This is a genomic window from Nonomuraea bangladeshensis (assembly GCF_039529455.1).
GTDB lineage: Bacteria > Actinomycetota > Actinomycetes > Streptosporangiales > Streptosporangiaceae > Nonomuraea > Nonomuraea bangladeshensis.
On sequence record NZ_BAAAMV010000015.1, the window covers coordinates 71,288 to 90,335 of the forward strand.

Genomic DNA, 19,048 nt, shown 5'->3' on the forward strand with positions numbered 1-19,048 from the left:
GCGGGCGGTAATACAGGAGACTATCGGATTTTCTGTCGCCGGCTCACCCCCGGCGAGACCGCCACCCTCTGCGCGAGCGCGAACAAGATCTGCACAACCAGTGCGAACAGCACAATCAGTACGGAACCCCCGACGACGCTCGCGTAATCCTTCGTCGCGAAACCGTCGATCACGTACCGCCCGAGCCCGCCCAGCCCCGTGTACGCCGCCACCGTCGTCGTCGCGACGACCTGGATCGCCGAGAGCCGGCACCCGAGCAGGATCAGCGGCAGCGCCACCGGCACCAGGGCCCGCGTGAGCACCTGCCCGCCGCGCAGCCCCATCCCGTACGCCGCGTCGCGCAGCTCCGGATCGACGCCTCTGATGCCCTCGTAGGTGTTGACCAGGATCGGAGGCACCGACAGCAGCACCAGCGGGATGATCACCGGCCAGATCGACGCCGTGCCCAGCAGCAGCACGAACATCACCAGCAGGCCCAGCGTCGGCAGCGCCCTGGCCAGGTTCGCCGAGACGACCACGATCACCTCGCCGCGCCCGGTGTGCCCGATGAGCAGCCCGACCGGCACCGCGATCACCACGGCCAGCGCCAGCGCCAGCGCCGAGAACTCCAGGTGCTCCAGCAGCCGCATGGGGATGCCGCCAGGGCCCGACCAGTTGGCGGCCGTGCCGAAGAACTCGCCCAGCCAGGAGAAGAAGCTCGTCAGCCAGCTCACGACGCCATCCCCTTCCGCGCGCGCACCCAGGGGGTCAGCAGCCGCTGCGCCAGCACGATCAGCGCGTCGGCGACCAGCGCCAGCGCCACGATGAGCACGATGCCCACGATCACCGGCGGCATGAACGGGTTCTGGTAGGCCCGCGTGAACAGCCCGCCGAGCCCGCCCTGCCCGATCAGCGCGCCCACGCTGACCAGGCTGATGCTGGAGACCGCGACCACCCGCAGCCCGGCCAGCACCACGGGCACCGCGATCGGCAGCTCGACCCGCAGCAGCCGGCGCAGCGGCGTGAAGCCCATCGCGACCGCCGACTGCCGTACGTGGTCCGGCACCGAGCGCAGCCCGTCCACGACGGCCGGGATGAGCACGGCCATGCCGTAGAAGGTGAGCGGGATGATCACCGTGGTCTGCGACAGCCCGGTCACCGAGATCAGCAGCATGAAGACCGGCAGCGACGGCAGCGCGTAGATCACGTTCATCAGGCCCGACGTGGGCTGGTAGAGCCAGCGCCAGCGCGCGCAGGCGAGGCCGAGCGGCAGCGCCAGCACCAGCGAGAGCACGATCGGCACCAGGGACATCGTGAGGTGGTCGGTCAGCAGGTTGCGGATGCTGTCGGCCCGGCCGGTGTCCCAGTTGCGGCCGATCCACTCCCAGATGGAGGGTGGGCCGTCAGACATCGGCGGCCTCCGCGAGCGCCTGGTCCAGGCTCTCCCTGGTGGCCACGCCGACCACCCTGCCCCCTTCGTCCACGGCCACCGCGCAGCCGGACGGCGACAGCAGCGCCGCGTCGAGGGCCGCGCGCATCGAGTCACGCCCGTGGACGTACGTGCCGTGGCGCTCCAGCTCGCCGGGACGCGCCCCGGAGGCCCAGCCGAGCGGCCGGCCCTCGCCGTCCACGACCAGCAGCCACGGCTCGGCGGCGCCGCGCTCGGCGCCCTCCGTCACGGTCAGGTCCGTACGCAGCCGCAGCCCGTCGGTCGGGACGAACCCCAGCCGCCGGATGCCCCGGTCGTGCCCCAGGAACTCCCGGACGAAGTCGTCGGCCGGCTCCGTGAGCAGCGTCTTGGGATCGGCGACCTGCGCCAGCCGCCCGCCCACGCGCAGCACCGCCACTCGGTCGCCGAGCTTGATGGCCTCGTCGATGTCGTGGGTGACGAAGACGATGGTCTTCTGCAGCTCCGACTGCAGCCGCAGCAGCTCCTCCTGGAGGCTCGTCCGCACGATCGGGTCCACGGCGCTGAACGGCTCGTCCATGAGCAGCACCGGCGGGTCGGCGGCCAGCGCCCGCGCCACGCCCACGCGCTGCTGCTGCCCGCCCGAGAGCTGGAACGGGTAGCGCCCCGCCAGCGACGGGTCCAGCCCGACGCGCTCCAGCAGCTCCATGGCACGGGAGCGGGCCTTCTTGCGGTCCCAGCCGAGCAGGTAGGGGACGGTGGCCACGTTGTCCACGATCTTGCGGTGGGGGAACAGGCCGGCCTGCTGGATGACGTAGCCGATGCCGCGCCGCAGCGTCGGCGGATCGATGCCCTGGACCGGTTTCCCGTCGAGGAGGATGCGGCCCTCGCTGGCCTCGATCATGCGGTTGATCATCCGCAGGGACGTCGTCTTCCCGCATCCGGAGGGGCCGACCAGGACGGTGATCTCCCCTGTGGGCGCCTCCAGGCTGAGGGAGTCAACCGCCACCGTGCCGTCCGGATAGCGTTTGGTGACAGCGTCGAATGTGATCACGCGTGACCTCTCGCTCGTGGCAGGGCCGCGACCCCCGTGCCACGACCGCCGCATGATCTCTCGTGCACGACAGACTACGGCGAGGACTACGGGCGTGTCGTGCCGGGCTGCGCTTAAGCGCTTCACTGACCAGCCTTATTTACTTAAATCTGGATCTGGTAGTGCGCCGAACCTGTCGGTGTTGGCATGATTACCTCCACAATCTCCCTGACGCGCACCCCTCACACCCGCAGCGTCCGCACCCAGAGGATCCGGCCCCGTGTCCCAGCCGCTCACCGATCAGCGCCCACGCGCCGAACTGATCGCAGAGCTCTACGACCGCCATGCCGCCGGGCTGTTCGCGTACTGCGCCGACCAGCTGGGCGACCTCGGTTCCGCCTCCGACGTCCTGCTGGCGGTGCTCAACGCCGTCCCGGCCGCGGAGCCGCCCCGCGCCGCTCTCTACGCCTTCGCCCGCCGCGAGATCCACCGCCGCGACGTCGTCTACGCCCCGCCCGCCGTCGACCCCCTCATCGACCCCGCGACCGCTCTCGTCGAGCGCACCCTGCGCGAGCTGCGCCTCCACCAGCGCGAGGTGCTGGTGCTGTGCGCGGTCTGCGGCCTCAGCAAGGCCGAGCTGGCCTGGGTGCTCGACGTCGCCCCCGACACCGCCGAGGAGCTGGCCGTGGGAGCCGGGCACCGGTTCCGCCAAGCCCTCGGCACGGCGCTGGCCTCGATCGGCGCCCGCGTGCCCAAGCCCGTCGCCGACATCTACGGCGCGCTCGCCGTCGCGCCGCTCAAGGACGTGCTCGGCCGTCTGCCGTGGCCGCAGCCGCCCGGCGCGCTGCGCATCCACTTCGCCGGCTCGCGTACGGCCCAGCCCGCGCCGCTGTTCGTCAAGCCGCGCTGGCCGAGCCCGCCGGTCTGGCCGCAGCCGCTGGCCGACGCCGACCCCGCGACCAGCACCGTGATCTTCCCGGCGGAGCTGCTGTCGCCGCCGGCGGCCTCACGGGTGTCCGAGCACGAGGCCACCACGGCCCCGATGCCCCGGCTGCGCGGCCCGGTCGGGCCCCCGCTCGGGCCCCCTCCCGGCCTCACCCGGCCGCTCAGGGACCCGCTCGGGGCCTTCGACGACGGCCGGCGCGCCAAGCGCACGCCGGTCCCGCCGCTGCCGCCGAGCGAGGAGCGGCCGTTCTTCATGGCCGCGCCGGCCGAGGACGGGCTGCAGCCCTTCGCCACCGGCGACGTGCTGCTGCCCAAGGACTCCCCCGAGCCGTACGCGACGGGCGACGTGCTGCTGCCGGGCGAGCCGCCGTTCACCCCGCCGGCACCGCCCGCTGGACGGGGCGGGCTGCGCCGGCCGGAGCCGGTGCGCCGCTCCCAGCCGACCCCCGCCGACGACGTGCTGGTGCACAAGGGCCCGGCCCGCCCGCTCCAGCCCGGCGACCCGCGGCAGGAGGAGGACGGACCCGCCCGGGAGACCGCGCCGCTGTTCCAGCCGCGCGCCAAGCCCGCGGCCGAGCCGGTCTACCGCCTGCCGTGGGAGGACGAGCCCGCAAGACGGGACGAGCCCGCGAAAAGGGATGAGCCCGCGGGCAAGGACGCCCCGGCCCCTGCCCCGGCGCGGGACGCGTTGGAGCCGCGTCCGGTCCGTGCCCGGCCCGTCCCCAAGCGCCGCCCCGAGCTGAAGCCGCGTCCGGAGAAGAAGCGCCGCCGCAAGGAGCGCCACTACGACTGGGTCTGGGAGCTGGTCGGCTTCCTGGTCTGCGTGGCGATCGCGATGATCGTCTTCTTCTCCGTGCCCACCATCTTCAACCCGTAGCCCCTCCCCGAGGGCCGGCTACCCGCCCAGCAGCGCGGCCAGCCGGTCCTCGTCCTGGAGGATGTCGAGCGCGACCACCCTGCCGCCGGCCACGGTGAACGCCATGACCGACAGCGGCCGGCCCTCCGGCGCGGTGACCACCCCGGCCACGCCGTTGACCAGCACCGGCCGCACGTACGCGGCGAAGCGCCGGAACATGAACGCCCGCCCGGCCACCTCCAGCGCCCCGCGCACCTCCAGCCAGGTCCGCGGCGCGCCGCCCGCGTCGGCCCGCAGCACCACGTCCGGGTCGAGCACCGCGACCAGGGCGTCGAAGTCGCCGGCCCGCGAGGCGGCCATGAAGGCGTCCACGACCTCGCGCTGCCTGGCCAGGTCGGGGTCCGGCGTGACGGCGCCGTCCCGCACCCGGCGGCGGGCGCGGCTGGCGAGCTGCCGGGTCGCGGCGGGGGTGCGGTCCACGATCGGCGCGATCTCGTCGAAGGGCACCGCGAACATGTCGTGCAGCACGAACGCCAGCCGCTCGGCCGGCTCCAGCGTCTGGAGCACCACGAGCAGCGCCAGCCCCACCGAGTCCGACAGCAGCGCCTCGTGCTCGGGGTCCACGCCCTCGGGCGAGGTCACCACGGGGTCCGGCATGGTGGGCTCCAGGGGCTCCTCACCCCGTGTACGGCGGGAGCGCAGCAGGTTGAGGCAGACCCGGCCCACGACCGTGGTGAGCCAGCCGCCCAGGTTCACCACGTCGCGGACGTCGGTTCGCTCCAGCCGCAGCCACGTCTCCTGCACCGCGTCGTCCGCCTCGCTGAGCGAGCCCAGCATCCGGTAGGCCACCGCGCGCAGATGATCCCGGTGCGCCTCGAACATGGCAATAAGTTCTTTTTCTTCGTTCATCGGTCACATTCTCCTTCGCCGCCGGTTCAGAGCGAGTGAGAGACCTCTTCAACCGGAGAACGTGGAGACCACCAATGGAAGCACGTATGGGCAACCCCGCCTTCGTCGTCCCCGGCGCGATGCAGGCGCTCCAGGCGCTCGGCAAGAGCGTGGCGGACACGGGCCTGCCGAAGGGACTGCTCGACCTCGTCTACATGCGCGCCAGCCAGATCAACGGCTGCGGCGTCTGCCTGGAGCTGCACGGGCGCGACCTGAAGAAGAACGGCGAGAGCGACGAGCGGATGTGGACGCTGGCCGGCTGGCGCGACGCGCCGTACTTCACCGACGAGGAGCGGGCCGCCCTGGCGCTCACCGAGGCCGTCACCCGCCTCGCCGACCGGCCGGAGGCGGTGTCCGACGAGATCTGGAACGAGGCCGCCGACCACTTCGACGAGCGGCAGCTCGGCGGCCTCGTCCTGGCGATCGCCTCGATCAACGTGTGGAACCGGCTCAACGCCTCCACCCGGCAGGTCGCGGGCGCCTGGACCCCCTAGCCCGCAGACAGGATCAGGCCGCTGGTCGGCACGCCGGTGCCCGCCGTGACCAGGACGTTCGCGACGCCGCCGAGCTGGTTGGCGGCGGTGCCGCGGATCTGGCGTACCGCCTCGGCGATGCCGTTCATGCCGTGGATGTACGCCTCGCCGAGCTGCCCGCCGTGCGGGTTGACGGGGAGGCGGCCGTCCAGCTCGATGCCGCCGTCGGCGATGAAGGCGGGCGCCTCGCCCCGGCCGCAGAAGCCCAGCTCCTCCAACTGGGCCAGGACGAACGGGGTGAAGTGGTCGTACAGGATGGCGATCCTGATGTCGGACGGGGACAGGCCGGACATCTCCCAGAGCCGCCGTCCGACGACCCCCATCTCCGGCAGGCCGCTCATGTCGTCCCGGTAGTAGCTCGTCATCATCTGCTGCCCGGCCGCCGAGCCCTGGGCCGCGGCCTTGATGACGGCGGGCGACCTGCGCAGGTCGCGGGCGCGCTCGGCCGAGGTCACCACCAGGGCCACCGCGCCGTCGCTCTCCTGGCAGCAGTCGAGCAGGCGCAGCGGCTCCACGATCCAGCGCGACGCCTGGTGCTCCTCCAGCGTGATGGGCCGGCCGTGGAACCAGGCGGCGGGGTTGGTGGCGGCGTGCCTGCGCATGGCCACCGCGACCCGGCCGAAGTCCTCCGACGTCGCGCCGAAGGTGTGCATGTAGCGGCGCGCGAACATGGCGACCCAGGCCGCCGGCGTCATCAGCCCGAACGGCACGTGCCAGCTCATCTCCAGCCCCTGCGAGGTCGGCTGGCCGCCGAGGCGGGCGTCCGGCTGGCCGAAGCGGCGTCCCGAGCGCTCGTTGAAGGCGCGGTAGCAGACGACCGTGCGGGCCGTGCCGGTGGCCACGGCCATGGCCGCGTGCGCGACCGTCGCGCAGGCCGCGCCGCCGCCGTACTCGACGCGGGAGAAGTACGTGAGGTCGCCGACGCCGACCTCGCGGGCGACCGCGATCTCCTGGTTGGCGTCCTGGCTGAAGGTGACCATGCCGTCCACGTCGGCCGGCGACAGCCCGGCGTCGTCCAGCGCCGCGAGCACGGCCTCGGCGGCCAGCCGCAGCTCCGAACGCCCGGACTCCTTGCTGAACTCGGTGGCGCCGATCCCGGCGACCGCCGCGCGTCCGCTCAACACGGGTCCTCCCCCTCGGGCAGGGTCAGGGTGACGGTGCCGACCGCGTGGTCGCCCAGGCTGACCGCGCCGCGCACCTCGACGGTCAGCTCGCCGTCCGCGCGCGAGACGACGGCGCCGGTGAAGCTCAGCCGGTCCCCCGCGTACGCGGGGACGCCCAGCTTGACGTCGATGCGCCGGATGACCGCCGCCGGGCCCGCCCAGTCGGTGACGTACCGCTCGACCAGCCCCATCGTGGTCAGGATGTTGAGGAAGATGTCCTTCGAGCCCTGCGCGCGGGCCAGCGCCGGATCGTGGTGCACCGGCGTGGGGTCCATCGTGGCGAGGGCCGTGGCGATGACCAGGGTGGGCGTCAAGTCGATCGACAGCTCCGGCAGCACGTCCAGCTCCTCGCTCACGGCTCCCCCGGCGTCCACATCGGCAGGACGAGCTCGTCGTCCATCGACCGGTACGTCACCCGCAGCGGCATCCCCACCGCCACCTCCTCGATCGGGCAGTCCACGACGTTGCCCACGACCCTGACGCCCTCCGGCAGCTCCACCACGCCCACCACGAACGGCGTCTCCCGCCCCGGCACCGGCGGCCGGTGGTGCACGACGTAGCTGTAGAGGGTGCCGTGGCCGGACGCGACGGCGTACGAGCGGTTGGCCGAGCGGCACTGGGGGCACAGCGGGCCCGGCGGGTGGCGCAGCAGGCCGCAGTCGGCGCAGCTCTGGACGCGCAGCTCGCCCTGGCGTACGCCCTCCCAGAAGAAGGCGGTGTCCTGGTTGACGGCGGGCCGCAGCGGATAGGGCTCGCGCTTCGGTCGCTTCTCCCGTGGGCGGAACTTCAGCACGCGGAACAGCATCTCGGCCACCGGCTCGTCGTCGCCGGCGTACCAGGTGATGTTCCAGGTGGCGAAGAAGCCGACCCCGAGCGCGGTCCGTTTCGGGCCGGCCAGGCCGGTGAAGCGGGTGGCGGGGGTCAGGACCTCGCCCACGCGGGCGTAGCGGTGGTGGACCTGCTCGCAGTTCGTGGCGACGACGCCCGTGTAGCCGGAGGCGTTGAGCGCGGCCATGAGCTCGTCCACCGGGGAGCGGTCCTTGACGGCGCGGCGCAGGCCCGGCATGGTCCACACCTGCGCCATCGCGGGCGGGGCGAGGCCGCGCTCCAGGTAGACGGGGTTCTCGTCGCCCATGGCGGCGAGCCAGTGGCGGATCATCGGGACGTTCACGGGGTCGGCGGCGGGCGTGCCGCGCAGCTCGCCCAGCGCCGTCTGCTTGGCGGCGAGCTCGTGCAGCTCCTCGTCGGTCAGCGCGTCCGTCATCGGGGCGGCCTCGGCAGGCTCAGGCCGAGCATCGCGATCAGCTCCCGCTGCACCTCGTTGACGCCGCCGCCGAAGGTCAGCACCACCGCGCCCTTCGCCCCGAGGTCGGTCCGCTCGATGAGCTCGGCCGTCCCGGGGTCGGCCGGGTCGCCGTGGCGGGCCAGCACGTCGCCGACGATCCGCCCGGCCTCCTGCATCCGCTCGGAGCCGTAGATCTTGGTGGCCGAGGCGTCGGGCGCGCCCAGCCAGCCGAGGTCCATGTTGGCCGCGACCTGCCAGTTGAGCAGCTCGTTCGTGCGCAGGGCCGCCCACAGCCGGGCGAGCGCGCGGCGCACGTCGGGCTCGCCGTCCAGGCCCGTACGGCGGGCCCAGTCGCGGAACCGGTCGTAGGTCTGGCCGAGGTTGCCGGCGGGGCCGAGCGTCACCCGCTCGTGGTTGAGCTGGTTGACGATCAGGTCCCAACCCTTGTCCACCTCGCCGACCACCATGTTCACCGGGACGCGGACGTCGGAGTAGTAGGTCGAGTTGGTGTGGTGCCGGCCGTCCATGGTGACGATCGGGGTCCAGGAGTAGCCGGGATCGTCCGTGGAGACGATCATCATGGTGATGCCCTTGTGCTTCTTGGCCTCGGGGTTCGTCCGGGCGGCGAGCCAGATGTACTGCGCGTAGTGCGCGCCGCTGGTGAAGATCTTCTGGCCGTTGACGACGTAGTGGTCGCCGTCGAGCACCGCCGTCGTCCGCAGGGACGCCAGGTCGGTGCCGGCCTCGGGCTCGCTGTAGCCGATCGCGAAGTGGCACTCCCCGGCGAGGATGCGCGGCAGGAAGAAGTCCTTCTGCTCGGGGGTGCCGTACTGCATGAGCGTCGGGCCCACCGTCTGCACCGTGATGATCGGGTACGGCACGCCCGCGCGGGCGATCTCGTTGGCGAAGATCTGCTGCTCCAGGGGGCCGTAGCCGGCGCCGCCGTACTCCTTGGGCCAGCCGAGGCCGAGCTTGCCGTCGCGGCCGAGACGGCGGCAGTGCTCCATGTACGTCTCGCCGAACGGGTCCTCGGCGATCGCGCGCCGGTCCTCCTCGGTCAGGCAGCCCTGGAAGTACGCGCGCAGCTCGTCGCGGAGCCTGCGCTGCTCCGGGGTGAGGTCGATGAGCATCAGACGAGCGCTCCGATCAGGTCGAGCTGGGCGTCGGCGCCGCCGAGCAGGTACGACAGGTGCTTGGCCTGGGCGAAGTAGCGGTGCAGCGGATAGGTGACGTCGAGTCCGAGGCCGCCGTGCAGGTGCTGGCAGGTGTGCAGGGCCTTGACCGCCTCGGCCGCGTGATAGGCGGCCAGCGCCAGGTCCTCCTCGGCCGGCAGGCCCTCGCCGAGCCGCCAGAGCGCCGACCACATGGCCACGTCGAGCGCCCGGCCCGCGATGTAGACGTCGGCGATCTGCATGGTCACGGCCTGGAACTCGGCCAGCGCGCGGCCGAACTGCCGCCGCGTCCTGATGTGGGCGGTGGTCAGCTCCAGCGCCCCGGCGAGCACGCCGCTCGCCTGCGCGACGATCGCGGCGGTGTAGAGGCGGCGGACGTCGGCCGCGGCCTCCGGCCCCGCCACCCGCTCGGCGGGGGCGCCGTCGAGCACGACGGTGGCGGCGGGCTCGCCGGTCGAGGTGCGCTCCGGGGTCGTGCCGGGGAGCTCGGCCAGGAACAGGCCCTCGCCGGCGGTCACCAGCGCCGCCGCGCCTGGGTACATGACGGTGACCTTGCGCCCGGTGAGCGTCCAGCCGCCGTCGTCGTGGGCGATGGTCTCCGGCGGGGCGGCCAGGGCGCGGCCGGGCTCCCGCACCGCGAGCGCGATGCCGTCCGCGTGCCGCCGCTGCTGCTCGGGCGTGCCGTGGCGGGCCAGGGCCAGGGTCCCCGCGAGCGCGGGCAGCCCGGGGAGCGCCGCCGCCTTCACGCCCACCTCCCGCAGCACCACGGCCATCTCCACCGGCCCGAGCCCGGCGCCGCCCGCCTCCTCGGGCACGCACAGGCCGAGCAGCCCGGCCTGCCGCAGCCGCTCCTCGTCCGCCTCCTTGGCCAGCACGTCGGCGGCCAGTCTCCGCACGTCCTGCTGGGTCTCGTCCAGGTTGAAGTCCACGTGTGTTCCCCTACGTCTCCAAGAGGTGCTGCCTGCCGTGCCGTACGAACTCCTCCTCGATGGCCTTCACGTCCGCGCCGGTGAGCGGGCGCAGCCCGGACGGGGTGCGCCACCACACCGGGTCACCGGTACGCCAGCCCTCGCGGGCGAGGACCCGTTTGACGACCTTGTGCGAGGGCGTCTGGGGCAGCCGGTCGGCCACGCGCACGTACCGGGGCAGGGACTTGGCGCCGAGGTCGGGCCGGGCGGCCAGGAAGGCCGTGAACGCCTCCGGGTCGAACCCGCCCGCCAGCACCAGCGCCGCCATCACCTGGTCGCCCGCGGCCGCGTCGGGCACCGGGTAGACCGCCGCCTCCACCACGCCGGGGAACTCGCGCAGCGCGGCCTCGACGGGGGCGGCCGACAGGTTCTCGCCGTCCACGCGCAGCCGCTCGGTGCCGCGCCCGGCGAAGAACACGTGGCCGTCCGCGTCCCGCCAGGCGAGGTCGCCGGACCAGAACGCGCCGTCGCGCAGCCGCTCGGCGTCGGCCTCGGGATCGTTGTAGTAGCCCTCGAACAGGCCGGGCCCGGCGGTGTTGACCAGCTCGCCGACGGCCTCGTCCGGGTTGAGCAGCCGGCCGTCCTCGACCCGTCCCGGCGGGCAGGGCTCGCCGGTGTACGGGTTCAGTATCGCCACGCCCTCGGGCAGGCGGCCGAGGCTGCCGGGCGGGCCCGCCGGGTCGGGGCTGATCGAGACGGCGGTCTCGGTGGAGCCGAAGGCGTCGATGACGTGGCAGCCGTACCGCTCGCCGAAGCGCCTGATCGCGACCGCGCTGCCCTCGTTGCCGAAGGCCAGTCTGAGCGGGTTGTCGGCGTCGTCCGGGCGTTCCGGGGTGGCCAGGGCGTAGGAGAGCGCCTTGCCGACGTAGTGGAGGTACGTGCAGCCGTACCGGCGGAGGTCGGGCAGCAGGCCCGAGGCGGAGAAGCGGCGGCGCAGCACCAGGGCGGCCCCGGAGGCGACGGCGGGCGCGTAGGCGGCCATGAGGGCCCCGGAGTGGAACAGCGGCATCGAGCAGTAGACGACGTCGTCAGGGGTGAGCAGCGCGCCGAGGCTGGTGCCGGGGACGGCCAGCTTGCGCTGGGTGATCCGGACGGCGCGGGGGCGGCCCGAGGTGCCCGAGGTGAAGATCAGCAGCACCAGCTCGCCGGGGTCGGGCGTCCGCTCGGGGAGCGGGTCCTTGGCGGTGGCTTCGCAGAGCGGCCGGGCGGGCAGGCCCAGGGAACCCGCCAGTTCCTCGTACGGCGCGTCGAACAGGACGAGGCCGACGTCGGTCGCGCGGGCGTCGCGGCCCAGCTCGGCCGCCGACCGGGTGGGGTTCAGCGCGACGACCGGACGCCCGGTCAGCGCCGCGCCGCCGACCAGGAAGAGCAGGCCGGGCACGTTGTCGCTGAGCACCCCGACATGCGATCCGATGTCGCGGCCGGCCAGCCAGGAGCCCGCCGCGCGGCAGGCCGCGACGTGCTCGCGCCAGGTCCAGGCCGTGTCCTCGAACAGCAGGCCAGGTCGTCCGTCCTCGGCCCGTGCGGTCAGCAGGGCCGCGAGGGTGTTCGCGGTCATGCCGCCTCCACACCAAGCGCTCGGTCAGCAAACCGCAAACTAGAACAGATTCTAGTTAATGTCCAGTGGCCAATCATCCCGAAAAGTCGCGTTATATCCCCGTAACGCGAGGGACATGCGCTGATAGGGGTTCTTTGTGACCGCCGAGTAACAAGCCGCGGCACCGGTGCATCAGATAACGTGTTCTTATGCGCACCCCGTCCGCGACGGTCGCCACCTCCTCCGACGGCGAGGGGAGCGTCCGCACCCGCAGCCAGACCCAGCGCCGTAAGCGCATCGTCCAGGCCGCCGCCGCCCTCGCCTCGCGCGGCGGGGTCGAGGCCATGCAGATGCGCACGGTGGCCGAGCGGGCCGGCGTCGCCCTCGGCACCCTCTACCGCTACTTCCCGTCCAAGATGGACCTCGTGGTGGCGGTGGTCGGCGAGGAGATCGACCTGCTGGAGAGCAGCATCGAGCGCCGCCCGCCGGGCGCGGCCACGCCCGAGGGCCGGGCCGTCGACGTGCTGATGCGCGCCACCCGCGGGCTCATGCGCGAGCCCGAGCTGGCCGACGCGCTCATCCGCTCCCTGATCATGGCCGAGGTGCAGACGCCGTTCGGCGACCGGATGGCCGGGCTGCTGCTGCGGGTCTCCGCCGAGGGGCTGAGCTTCGAGCAGGCGAGCGAGGAGCAGCGCGACCTCGCCGGGTCGCTGGCCGGCATCTGGGTGCACGAGCTGCTGGAGATGCTGCGCGGCCGGCGCACCTACGACCAGATCCAGCGCCGCATCGAGACCGCCGCCTCGCGCCTGCTCGCCGACATCTGATGCTGAGGCCGCGAATTGTCGGTGGCGGCGACTATACATAGGGCATGAGCGACAAGCCGACGAATGAGGACTTCCTCCAGCAGGCGGATCCCATGCGACGCGAGCTGCTGGCGCACTGCTACCGCATGACGGGGTCGGTGCACGACGCCGAGGACCTCGTGCAGGAGACCTATCTGAAGGCGTGGCGGGCCTACGACGGCTTCGAGGGCCGCTCCTCGCTGCGCACGTGGATGTATCGCATCGCGACCACCACCTGCCTGACGGCGCTGGAGAGCCGCGGCCGGCGTCCGCTGCCGAGCGGCCTCGGCGCGCCCAGTTCCGAGGCGACCGCTCCCCTGGCCCAGGACAACGAGGTTCCGTGGCTGGAGCCGGTGCCCGACGCGCTCGCGGGCGTGGCGGGCGACGACCCGGCCACGATCGTGACGGCGCGCGAGAGCATCCGGCTCGCGCTGGTCGCCGCGTTGCAGCACCTGCCGCCCCGGCAGCGCGCGGTGCTCATCCTGCGCGACGTGCTCAGGTGGAAGGCCGCGGAGGTGGCCGAGGCCGTCGGCCTGTCCACCGCCGCCGTCAACAGCATCCTGCAGCGGGCGCGGGCCCAGCTCAGCGAGCGCTCGCCGAGCCTCGACGACCCGGTGGAGCCGCTCACCGACGAGCAGCGGGCCCTGCTCGACCGCTACGTCGCCGCGTTCGAGAACTACGACGTGGACGACCTCGTGCACCTGTTCACCGAGGACGCGATCTGGGAGATGCCGCCCTTCACGGGCTGGTACCAAGGCCCGCGGACCATCGCCGAGCTCACCAGGACGCAGTGCCCCGCGGAGCGCGCCGGCGATCTCAAGCTGGTGCCGGTCGCGGCCAACGGGCAGCCGGCGTTCGCGGTCTACTTCCGCGAGGACGGCGGCTACCGGCAGTTCGCGATCATGGTGCTGACGCTGTCCGGCGGCGCGGTCCGGCACGTGGGCATGTTCTTCGAGGAGGGGCTCTTCGAGACCTTCGGGCTGCCCACCGCTCTGACCCCCCAGGCTTCCGCGGCTAAGTAGAACGCGTTACTGTCTCTCCAGAGCATCGTTCTGGAGGCGACTGTGAGCACACCTGTGATCGTCGAAGCCGTCCGCACCCCCATCGGCAAGCGGGCCGGCTGGCTCGCCGCGCTCAAACCGCAACAGGTTCTCGCCAGCGCGCTCAACGGGCTGATCGAGCGGTCAGGCCTCGACCCCTCGGCCGTCGAGCAGGTGTTCGCCGGCTGCGTGACGCAGGCGGGCGAGCAGGGCGGGCACGTCGGCCGGGGCTCCTGGCTCTACGCCGGGCTGCCGCACCAGGCCGGCGTCACCACCGTCGACGCGCAGTGCGGCTCGTCGCAGCAGGCCGTCCACCTCGCCGCCGCCCTGATCGGCGCGGGCGTGATCGAGGTGGGCATCGGCTGCGGCGTCGAGGTGATGAGCCGCGCGCCGCTCGGCAGCAACGTGCTGCCCGCCAACCCGCGTCCCGACGACTGGGACCTCGACCTGCCCGACCAGTTCACCGCCGCCGAGCGCATCGCCGCGCGGCGCGGGCTCACCCGCGAGCGGCTCGACTGGTTCGGGGCGCGCTCGCAGCACCTGGCCGCCAAGGCGTGGGCCGACGGCCGCTTCGAGCGCGAGATCGTGCCGGTCGGCGACGTCCGCAGGGACCAGGGCCTGCGCGAGACCACCGTGGACGGGCTGGCCAAGCTCAAGCCGGTGATGGAGGGCGCGCTGCACACGGCGGGCACCTCGTCCCAGATCTCCGACGGCGCGGCCGCCGTGCTGGTCATGAGCGAGGAGGCGGCGCGGCGGCACGGCCTGCGCCCCCGGGCCCGCATCCGCGCGCAGGCGCTGGTCGGCGCGGAGCCCTACTACCACCTCGACGGGCCCGTGGACGCGACCGCCAAGGCGCTGGCCGATGCCGGGATGACGATCGGCGACATCGACCGGTTCGAGGTGAACGAGGCGTTCGCCTCCGTCGTGCTGTCGTGGGCGAGCGTGCACGAGCCCGACATGGACCGGGTCAACGTCAACGGCGGCGCGATCGCCCTCGGCCATCCGGTCGGCGCGACCGGCGCGCGGCTCATCACCACGGCGCTGCACGAGCTGGAACGCGCCGACGCGACGACCGCCCTCGTCACCATGTGCGCGGGCGGCGCGCTCGCCACCGCGACGATCCTCGAACGGATCAGTTGAGCTGTATCACGTACCACCCATAGCACTAGGTAAGTAAGGAATCGGGGACGGATGAAGACCAGACGCAGGCCGTACGCGGAGCAGCGCCCGCAGGATCTCGGCGGCGGGGTGTGGAGCGTGCCTGTGCCGATCCCCGGCAACCCGCTCGGCTACACCCTCGTCTACGCCGTCGAGTCGCCGAAGGGCCCGGTCCTGATCGACGCCGGCTGGAACCATCCGGAGGCGTGGCAGGCGCTGAGCGGCGGTCTCGCGACGCTCGGGATCGACGTGAGCACGGTGCGCGGGGTGGTCGTCACCCACTTCCACCCCGACCACGCCGGGCTCGCCGGGCAGGTCAGGGAGGCTTCCGGGGCCTGGATCGCGATGCACGAGAACGACGCGGCGATGGTCAGGCTCATGCACGACTTCGCCGGCGACGAGCACACGGCCTTCCAGTCCGACATGCTGCTCCGGGCCGGGGCCGATCCCAGCGAGGCCAGGGCGGCCTCGGGCGAGCGGCCGGCCCCGCCCGCGGTGCCCGACCGCGAGCTGCGCGACGGGGACCTCGTGGACCTGCCGGGACGCAAGCTGCGGGCCGTCCACACGCCCGGCCACACCCCCGGGCACATCTGCCTGCACTTGGAGGACGCCGACCGGCTGTTCACCGGCGACCACGTCCTGCCCGACATCACCCCACACATCGGGATTTATCCGTACGATCGGGAGGACGTCGATCCGCTGGGCGACTTCCTGGAGTCGCTGGAGCGGGTGGGCGAGTTGGGGACGCTCGACGCCCTCCCCGCCCATGAGTGGATATTTCCGGATGTGGCGGCACGGGCCGCCGAGATCCGTCACCATCACGAGGAGAAGCTCGACTCGCTGCTCGCCCTCCTGGCCGGACAGCCCGAGCCGCAGACCATCTGGGAGGTCGCCGCGATGATGACGTGGAACAAACCGTGGGACACGCTGCCCCCCATGCTGCGGGGCATGGCCGCCGGGGAGGCGGCCGCCCATCTGCGCACCCTTGAGGCCCGCGGCCGGATCCGCCGCCTGCCCGGAGTCGAACTCGTCCGCTTCCAGGCCCTAGACTCCTAGACATCCGATGTCTAGGGGGAGAAGCGTGGCGGTCACCGACGCGGCCATCGACAAGATCAAGCAAATGATCGTCTCGGGGGAGCTCGCCCCGGGCGACCGGCTGCCGAAGGAGGCCGACCTGGCCGAACGGCTCGGCCTCTCGCGCAACTCGCTGCGGGAGGCCGTGCGCGCGCTGTCCCTCATCAACGTCCTCGACGTACGCCAGGGTGACGGCACCTACGTCACCAGCCTGGAGCCCGGCCTGCTCCTCGACACCCTGTCGTTCGTGCTCGACCTGCACCAGGACGACACGGTGCTGCAGTTCTTCGAGGTCCGCCGCATCCTGGAGCCGGCCGCCACCGCGATGGCGGCCGAGCTGATGAAGGACGACGAGATCGAGGAGCTGCGGGTCATCCTGGAGTCGCTGCCCGAGCGGCCCACGATCGAGGAGCTGGTGGCCAACGACCTGCGCTTCCACCAGCGCATCGCCCAGGGGTCGGGCAACAGCGTGCTGTGCTCGTTCATCGAGAGCCTGTCGGGCCCGACGAACCGGGCGCGGGTGTGGCGCGGGCTCACCCAGGAGGGCGCGCTGCAGAAGACCCGCGAGCAGCACATGGCGATCTACGAGGCGATCGCCGCCCGCCAGGCCGACATCGCCCGGTCCTGGGCCACGGTGCACGTGGCCGGCGTGGAGTCGTGGCTGCGCCGGGCGCTCGAACTCGACTGATCGCCGACACATCGGAGGATTGATGATGATGAACGAAGGGAGCGGCGGGTAGAAGCCGGGGCGTGCCGGACAAACTTGAGCGATATCGCAGCAAGCGCGACGCCGCCCGCACCCCCGAGCCCGTCCCGGCCGAGCCCCCGGCCGCCGGGGACGGGCACGCGTTCGTCATCCAGGAGCACCACGCCCGGTCGCTGCACTGGGACCTGCGCCTGGAACGCGACGGCGTCCTCGTCTCCTGGGCCGTCCCCAAGGGCCTGCCCGCCGACCCTCAGACGAACCACCTGGCCGTCCACACCGAGGACCACCCCATGGAGTACCTCACCTTCCACGGCGAGATCCCCCAGGGCGAGTACGGCGGCGGCACCATGACCGTCTGGGACACCGGCACGTACGAGACCGAGAAGTGGTCCGACCGCGAGGTCAAGGTGGTGCTGCGCGGGGCACGCGCCTCCGGGCGGTTCGTGCTGTTCCGTACGCGGGGCAAGAACTGGATGATCCACCGCATGGACGAGGCGGTGCGCGACCCGTTCCCCGCGCTCGACCCGATGCTCCCCGCCGAACGCGCCCGCCCGCCCAGGGACGCCGACTCCTACGCCTTCGAGTTCGCCTGGGGCGGCCGACGTCTCCTGGTGCCCGTCGACGGCGGCCGGACGGACGCCGCCCGCGAGCATCCCTGGCTGCGGCCCCTCGCCGAGTCGTTCGGCAGCCGGAGCGCCGTGCTGGACGGCGAGGTCGCCACGCTCGGCGGGGCCGAGCTCCTGGTCCTCTACGACCTGCTGTACGACGACGGCCACGCCCTGCTCGACCGCCCGTACACCGAGCGCAGGGCCGCGCTGGAGGCGCTGGAGGTGTCGGGGACCCGCTGGCAGGTCGCGCCCTCGTGGCCCGGCGAGGCGGGGCCGGTGCGGCAGGCGGCCAGGGAGCAGGGGCTGCCGGGGGTGGTCGCCAAGCGGCTGGACTCGCCGTACGAGCCGGGTCCTTCGACGTCCTGGCTGTTCATTCCGTCCTGAGCGGGGGGTGCGGGATACTCGGGTGGTGATCATCAAGACGGTTTCGCCGCACGACGACCCGCTCGGGAGCGAGTTGCTGGCGATGCAGAAGGCGGCGTACGCGGTCGAGGCGGAGCTCATCGGCGACGATCGGATCCCGCCGCTGCACGAGAGCCTGGCCGAGCTGCGGGCGCGTGACCTGCTGTGGCTGGCGGCCTTCGACGGCGGCGCGCTGTCGGGAGCCGTGGCCTGGGCCGAGAGCGCGGACGAGCTCGACATCGACCGGCTCGTCGTGGCCCCGGCCATGGCCCGGCGCGGCATCGGCCGGGCGCTGGTCGAGGCGGTGCTGGCCCGAGCCGGCGGACGCCGCGTCGTCGTCTCCACCGGCCGCGACAACGTGCCGGCCCGCCGGCTCTACGAAGGGCTCGGCTTCACCCTGCTCGACGAGACCGAGGTCATCCCCAAGCTGTGGATCGCCGGCTACGCCCTCGTCAGATGAGTCCTGCGGACTCCAGGTCCTCCCACAGCGCGTCCGGCACCGGCCGCGACCACAGGGCCGCGTTGGCCGTGACCTCCTCCGGGGTCCGCGCCCCCAGGACGACGCCGGCGACCGCCGGATGCCGCAGCGGGAACGCCATCGCCGCCTGCGGCAGGCTCACGCCGTGCCGCTCGCACGCCTCGGCGATCCGGGAGGCCCGCTCCACCAGCGGCGCGGGCGCCGGCTGGTAGTCGAAGGTGCCGCCCGGCCGTGACGTGGCCAGGATGCCGCTGTTGAAGACGCCGGCCGCCAGCACCCGCACCCCCCGCTCGGCGCACGCCTCCAGCAGGGGCAGGCCGGACTGGTCGAGCAGCGTGTAGCGCCCGGCCAGCATGACCACGTCGATGTCGGTCTCCTGGACGAAGCGCAGCGGCACCTGCCACTGGTTCATGCCGAGCCCGATCGCCCGCACCACGCCCTCGGCCCGCAGCTCGGCCAGCGCCGGGTACGCCTCGCCGAGCGCCTGCTCCACGTGCTCATCGGGGTCGTGGATGAGGGCGACGTGCACGGCCGGCAGCCCCAGCCGTTCGAGTGAGTCCTCCAGCGAGCGGCGTACGCCGTCGCGCGAGAAGTCCCACTTCCGCGTCAGCTCGCCAGGGACGTCGAAGACGTCGTCGTCGCGCCCCGACGGCGCCGGCGCGGGCACCAGCAGCCGCCCGACCTTGGTCGACAGGACATAGTCCGTACGCCCGGCGAGCGCCGCGCCGAGCCGGCGCTCGGACAGGCCGAGGCCGTAGTGCGGCGCGGTGTCGTACAGCCGGACCCCGCTCTCCCAGGCGGCGTCCACCGTGGCCCGGGCCTCGGCGTCGGTGACCGCCTGGAAGAGGTTGCCGATGGGCGCGCCGCCGAAGCCGTGACGCGGCAGCTCGATCACGCGGTCTCTCCCGTCAAC

Annotated in this window: 20 protein-coding genes; 9 read left to right on the forward strand and 11 right to left on the reverse strand. The window is 72.9% G+C overall.

Going from position 1 to position 19,048, the window contains the following annotated elements; genetic code table 11:
- Positions 1–20: 20 nt before the first annotated feature.
- The 3 genes from ABD292_RS41460 to ABD292_RS41470 are packed head-to-tail and all read right to left on the reverse strand — an operon-like array spanning position 21 to position 2,441.
- Positions 21–713 carry an ABC transporter permease gene (locus ABD292_RS41460; protein WP_344217531.1) on the reverse strand — a complete coding sequence of 231 codons (693 nt, stop codon included), beginning with the start codon at positions 711–713 and terminating at the stop codon, positions 21–23.
- Positions 710–1,390, reverse strand: coding sequence for an ABC transporter permease (locus ABD292_RS41465; protein ID WP_091078598.1), 681 nt, complete (start codon positions 1,388–1,390; stop codon positions 710–712). Before ABD292_RS41465 ends, ABD292_RS41460 begins: the two co-directional genes overlap by 4 nt.
- A complete protein-coding gene (locus tag ABD292_RS41470) occupies positions 1,383–2,441 on the reverse strand; it encodes an ABC transporter ATP-binding protein (protein WP_344217535.1) in 1,059 nt (352 codons plus the stop codon). Before ABD292_RS41470 ends, ABD292_RS41465 begins: the two co-directional genes overlap by 8 nt.
- Before the next feature lie 259 nt (positions 2,442–2,700).
- On the opposite strand from ABD292_RS41470, the gene ABD292_RS41475 reads away from it, so the two are divergent.
- The gene (locus tag ABD292_RS41475; RefSeq protein ID WP_344217537.1) at positions 2,701–4,242 is read left to right on the forward strand and encodes a hypothetical protein; all 1,542 of its coding nucleotides are present in this window, start codon (positions 2,701–2,703) and stop codon (positions 4,240–4,242) included.
- Between the two features lie 18 nt (positions 4,243–4,260).
- Here the strand turns inward: ABD292_RS41475 and ABD292_RS41480 are convergent, their stop codons facing one another.
- On the reverse strand, positions 4,261–5,130 hold the full coding sequence (locus ABD292_RS41480) for a sigma-70 family RNA polymerase sigma factor (protein WP_344217540.1): 870 nt from the start codon (positions 5,128–5,130) through the stop codon (positions 4,261–4,263).
- 74 nt (positions 5,131–5,204) lie between these two features.
- On the opposite strand from ABD292_RS41480, the gene ABD292_RS41485 reads away from it, so the two are divergent.
- Entirely contained in the window at positions 5,205–5,663 is a 459-nt protein-coding gene (locus tag ABD292_RS41485) for a carboxymuconolactone decarboxylase family protein (protein ID WP_344217542.1), read from the forward strand.
- On the opposite strand, the gene ABD292_RS41490 is transcribed toward ABD292_RS41485, so the two are convergent.
- The 6 genes from ABD292_RS41490 to ABD292_RS41515 are packed head-to-tail and all read right to left on the reverse strand — an operon-like array spanning position 5,660 to position 11,848.
- On the reverse strand, positions 5,660–6,823 hold the full coding sequence (locus ABD292_RS41490; protein WP_344217746.1) for a lipid-transfer protein: 1,164 nt from the start codon (positions 6,821–6,823) through the stop codon (positions 5,660–5,662). The two genes, ABD292_RS41485 and ABD292_RS41490, sit on opposite strands and share 4 nt — an antisense overlap.
- Positions 6,820–7,221 (reverse strand): MaoC family dehydratase, encoded by a 402-nt coding sequence (locus ABD292_RS41495; protein ID WP_344217544.1) that lies wholly within the window; start codon positions 7,219–7,221, stop codon positions 6,820–6,822. The genes ABD292_RS41490 and ABD292_RS41495 overlap by 4 nt, the downstream gene beginning before the upstream one ends.
- The gene (locus tag ABD292_RS41500; RefSeq protein WP_344217546.1) at positions 7,218–8,129 is read right to left on the reverse strand and encodes a Zn-ribbon domain-containing OB-fold protein; all 912 of its coding nucleotides are present in this window, start codon (positions 8,127–8,129) and stop codon (positions 7,218–7,220) included. Before ABD292_RS41500 ends, ABD292_RS41495 begins: the two co-directional genes overlap by 4 nt.
- On the reverse strand, positions 8,126–9,280 hold the full coding sequence (locus ABD292_RS41505; RefSeq protein ID WP_344217548.1) for an acyl-CoA dehydrogenase family protein: 1,155 nt from the start codon (positions 9,278–9,280) through the stop codon (positions 8,126–8,128). The genes ABD292_RS41500 and ABD292_RS41505 overlap by 4 nt, the downstream gene beginning before the upstream one ends.
- Positions 9,280–10,251 carry an acyl-CoA dehydrogenase family protein gene (locus ABD292_RS41510; protein WP_344217551.1) on the reverse strand — a complete coding sequence of 324 codons (972 nt, stop codon included), beginning with the start codon at positions 10,249–10,251 and terminating at the stop codon, positions 9,280–9,282. Before ABD292_RS41510 ends, ABD292_RS41505 begins: the two co-directional genes overlap by 1 nt.
- Positions 10,252–10,261: 10 nt before the next feature.
- Positions 10,262–11,848, reverse strand: coding sequence for an AMP-binding protein (locus ABD292_RS41515; RefSeq protein WP_344217554.1), 1,587 nt, complete (start codon positions 11,846–11,848; stop codon positions 10,262–10,264).
- Positions 11,849–12,036: 188 nt separating this feature from the next.
- On the opposite strand from ABD292_RS41515, the gene ABD292_RS41520 reads away from it, so the two are divergent.
- The 7 genes from ABD292_RS41520 (at position 12,037) to ABD292_RS41550 (ending at position 18,117) form a co-directional block, all read left to right on the forward strand.
- Positions 12,037–12,651 (forward strand): TetR family transcriptional regulator, encoded by a 615-nt coding sequence (locus tag ABD292_RS41520; protein ID WP_329590376.1) that lies wholly within the window; start codon positions 12,037–12,039, stop codon positions 12,649–12,651.
- Positions 12,652–12,695: 44 nt separating this feature from the next.
- Positions 12,696–13,691: a sigma-70 family RNA polymerase sigma factor gene (locus tag ABD292_RS41525; RefSeq protein ID WP_344217557.1), complete on the forward strand. Its 996-nt coding sequence runs from the start codon at positions 12,696–12,698 to the stop codon at positions 13,689–13,691.
- A 42-nt stretch (positions 13,692–13,733) separates the two neighbouring features.
- Complete coding sequence (locus ABD292_RS41530; protein WP_344217559.1) at positions 13,734–14,849, forward strand: steroid 3-ketoacyl-CoA thiolase; 1,116 nt, start codon at positions 13,734–13,736, stop codon at positions 14,847–14,849.
- Between the two features lie 51 nt (positions 14,850–14,900).
- The gene (locus tag ABD292_RS41535) at positions 14,901–15,923 is read left to right on the forward strand and encodes an MBL fold metallo-hydrolase (RefSeq protein WP_344217561.1); all 1,023 of its coding nucleotides are present in this window, start codon (positions 14,901–14,903) and stop codon (positions 15,921–15,923) included.
- 25 nt (positions 15,924–15,948) lie between these two features.
- Positions 15,949–16,629 (forward strand): FadR/GntR family transcriptional regulator, encoded by a 681-nt coding sequence (locus ABD292_RS41540; protein WP_344217564.1) that lies wholly within the window; start codon positions 15,949–15,951, stop codon positions 16,627–16,629.
- A gap of 62 nt (positions 16,630–16,691) precedes the next feature.
- Positions 16,692–17,639 carry a DNA polymerase ligase N-terminal domain-containing protein gene (locus ABD292_RS41545; RefSeq protein ID WP_344217566.1) on the forward strand — a complete coding sequence of 316 codons (948 nt, stop codon included), beginning with the start codon at positions 16,692–16,694 and terminating at the stop codon, positions 17,637–17,639.
- Between the two features lie 25 nt (positions 17,640–17,664).
- Positions 17,665–18,117: a GNAT family N-acetyltransferase gene (locus ABD292_RS41550; RefSeq protein WP_344217568.1), complete on the forward strand. Its 453-nt coding sequence runs from the start codon at positions 17,665–17,667 to the stop codon at positions 18,115–18,117.
- Here the strand turns inward: ABD292_RS41550 and ABD292_RS41555 are convergent.
- Positions 18,110–19,030, reverse strand: coding sequence for an aldo/keto reductase (locus ABD292_RS41555; protein ID WP_344217570.1), 921 nt, complete (start codon positions 19,028–19,030; stop codon positions 18,110–18,112). The two genes, ABD292_RS41550 and ABD292_RS41555, sit on opposite strands and share 8 nt — an antisense overlap.
- Positions 19,031–19,048: the final 18 nt, after the last annotated feature.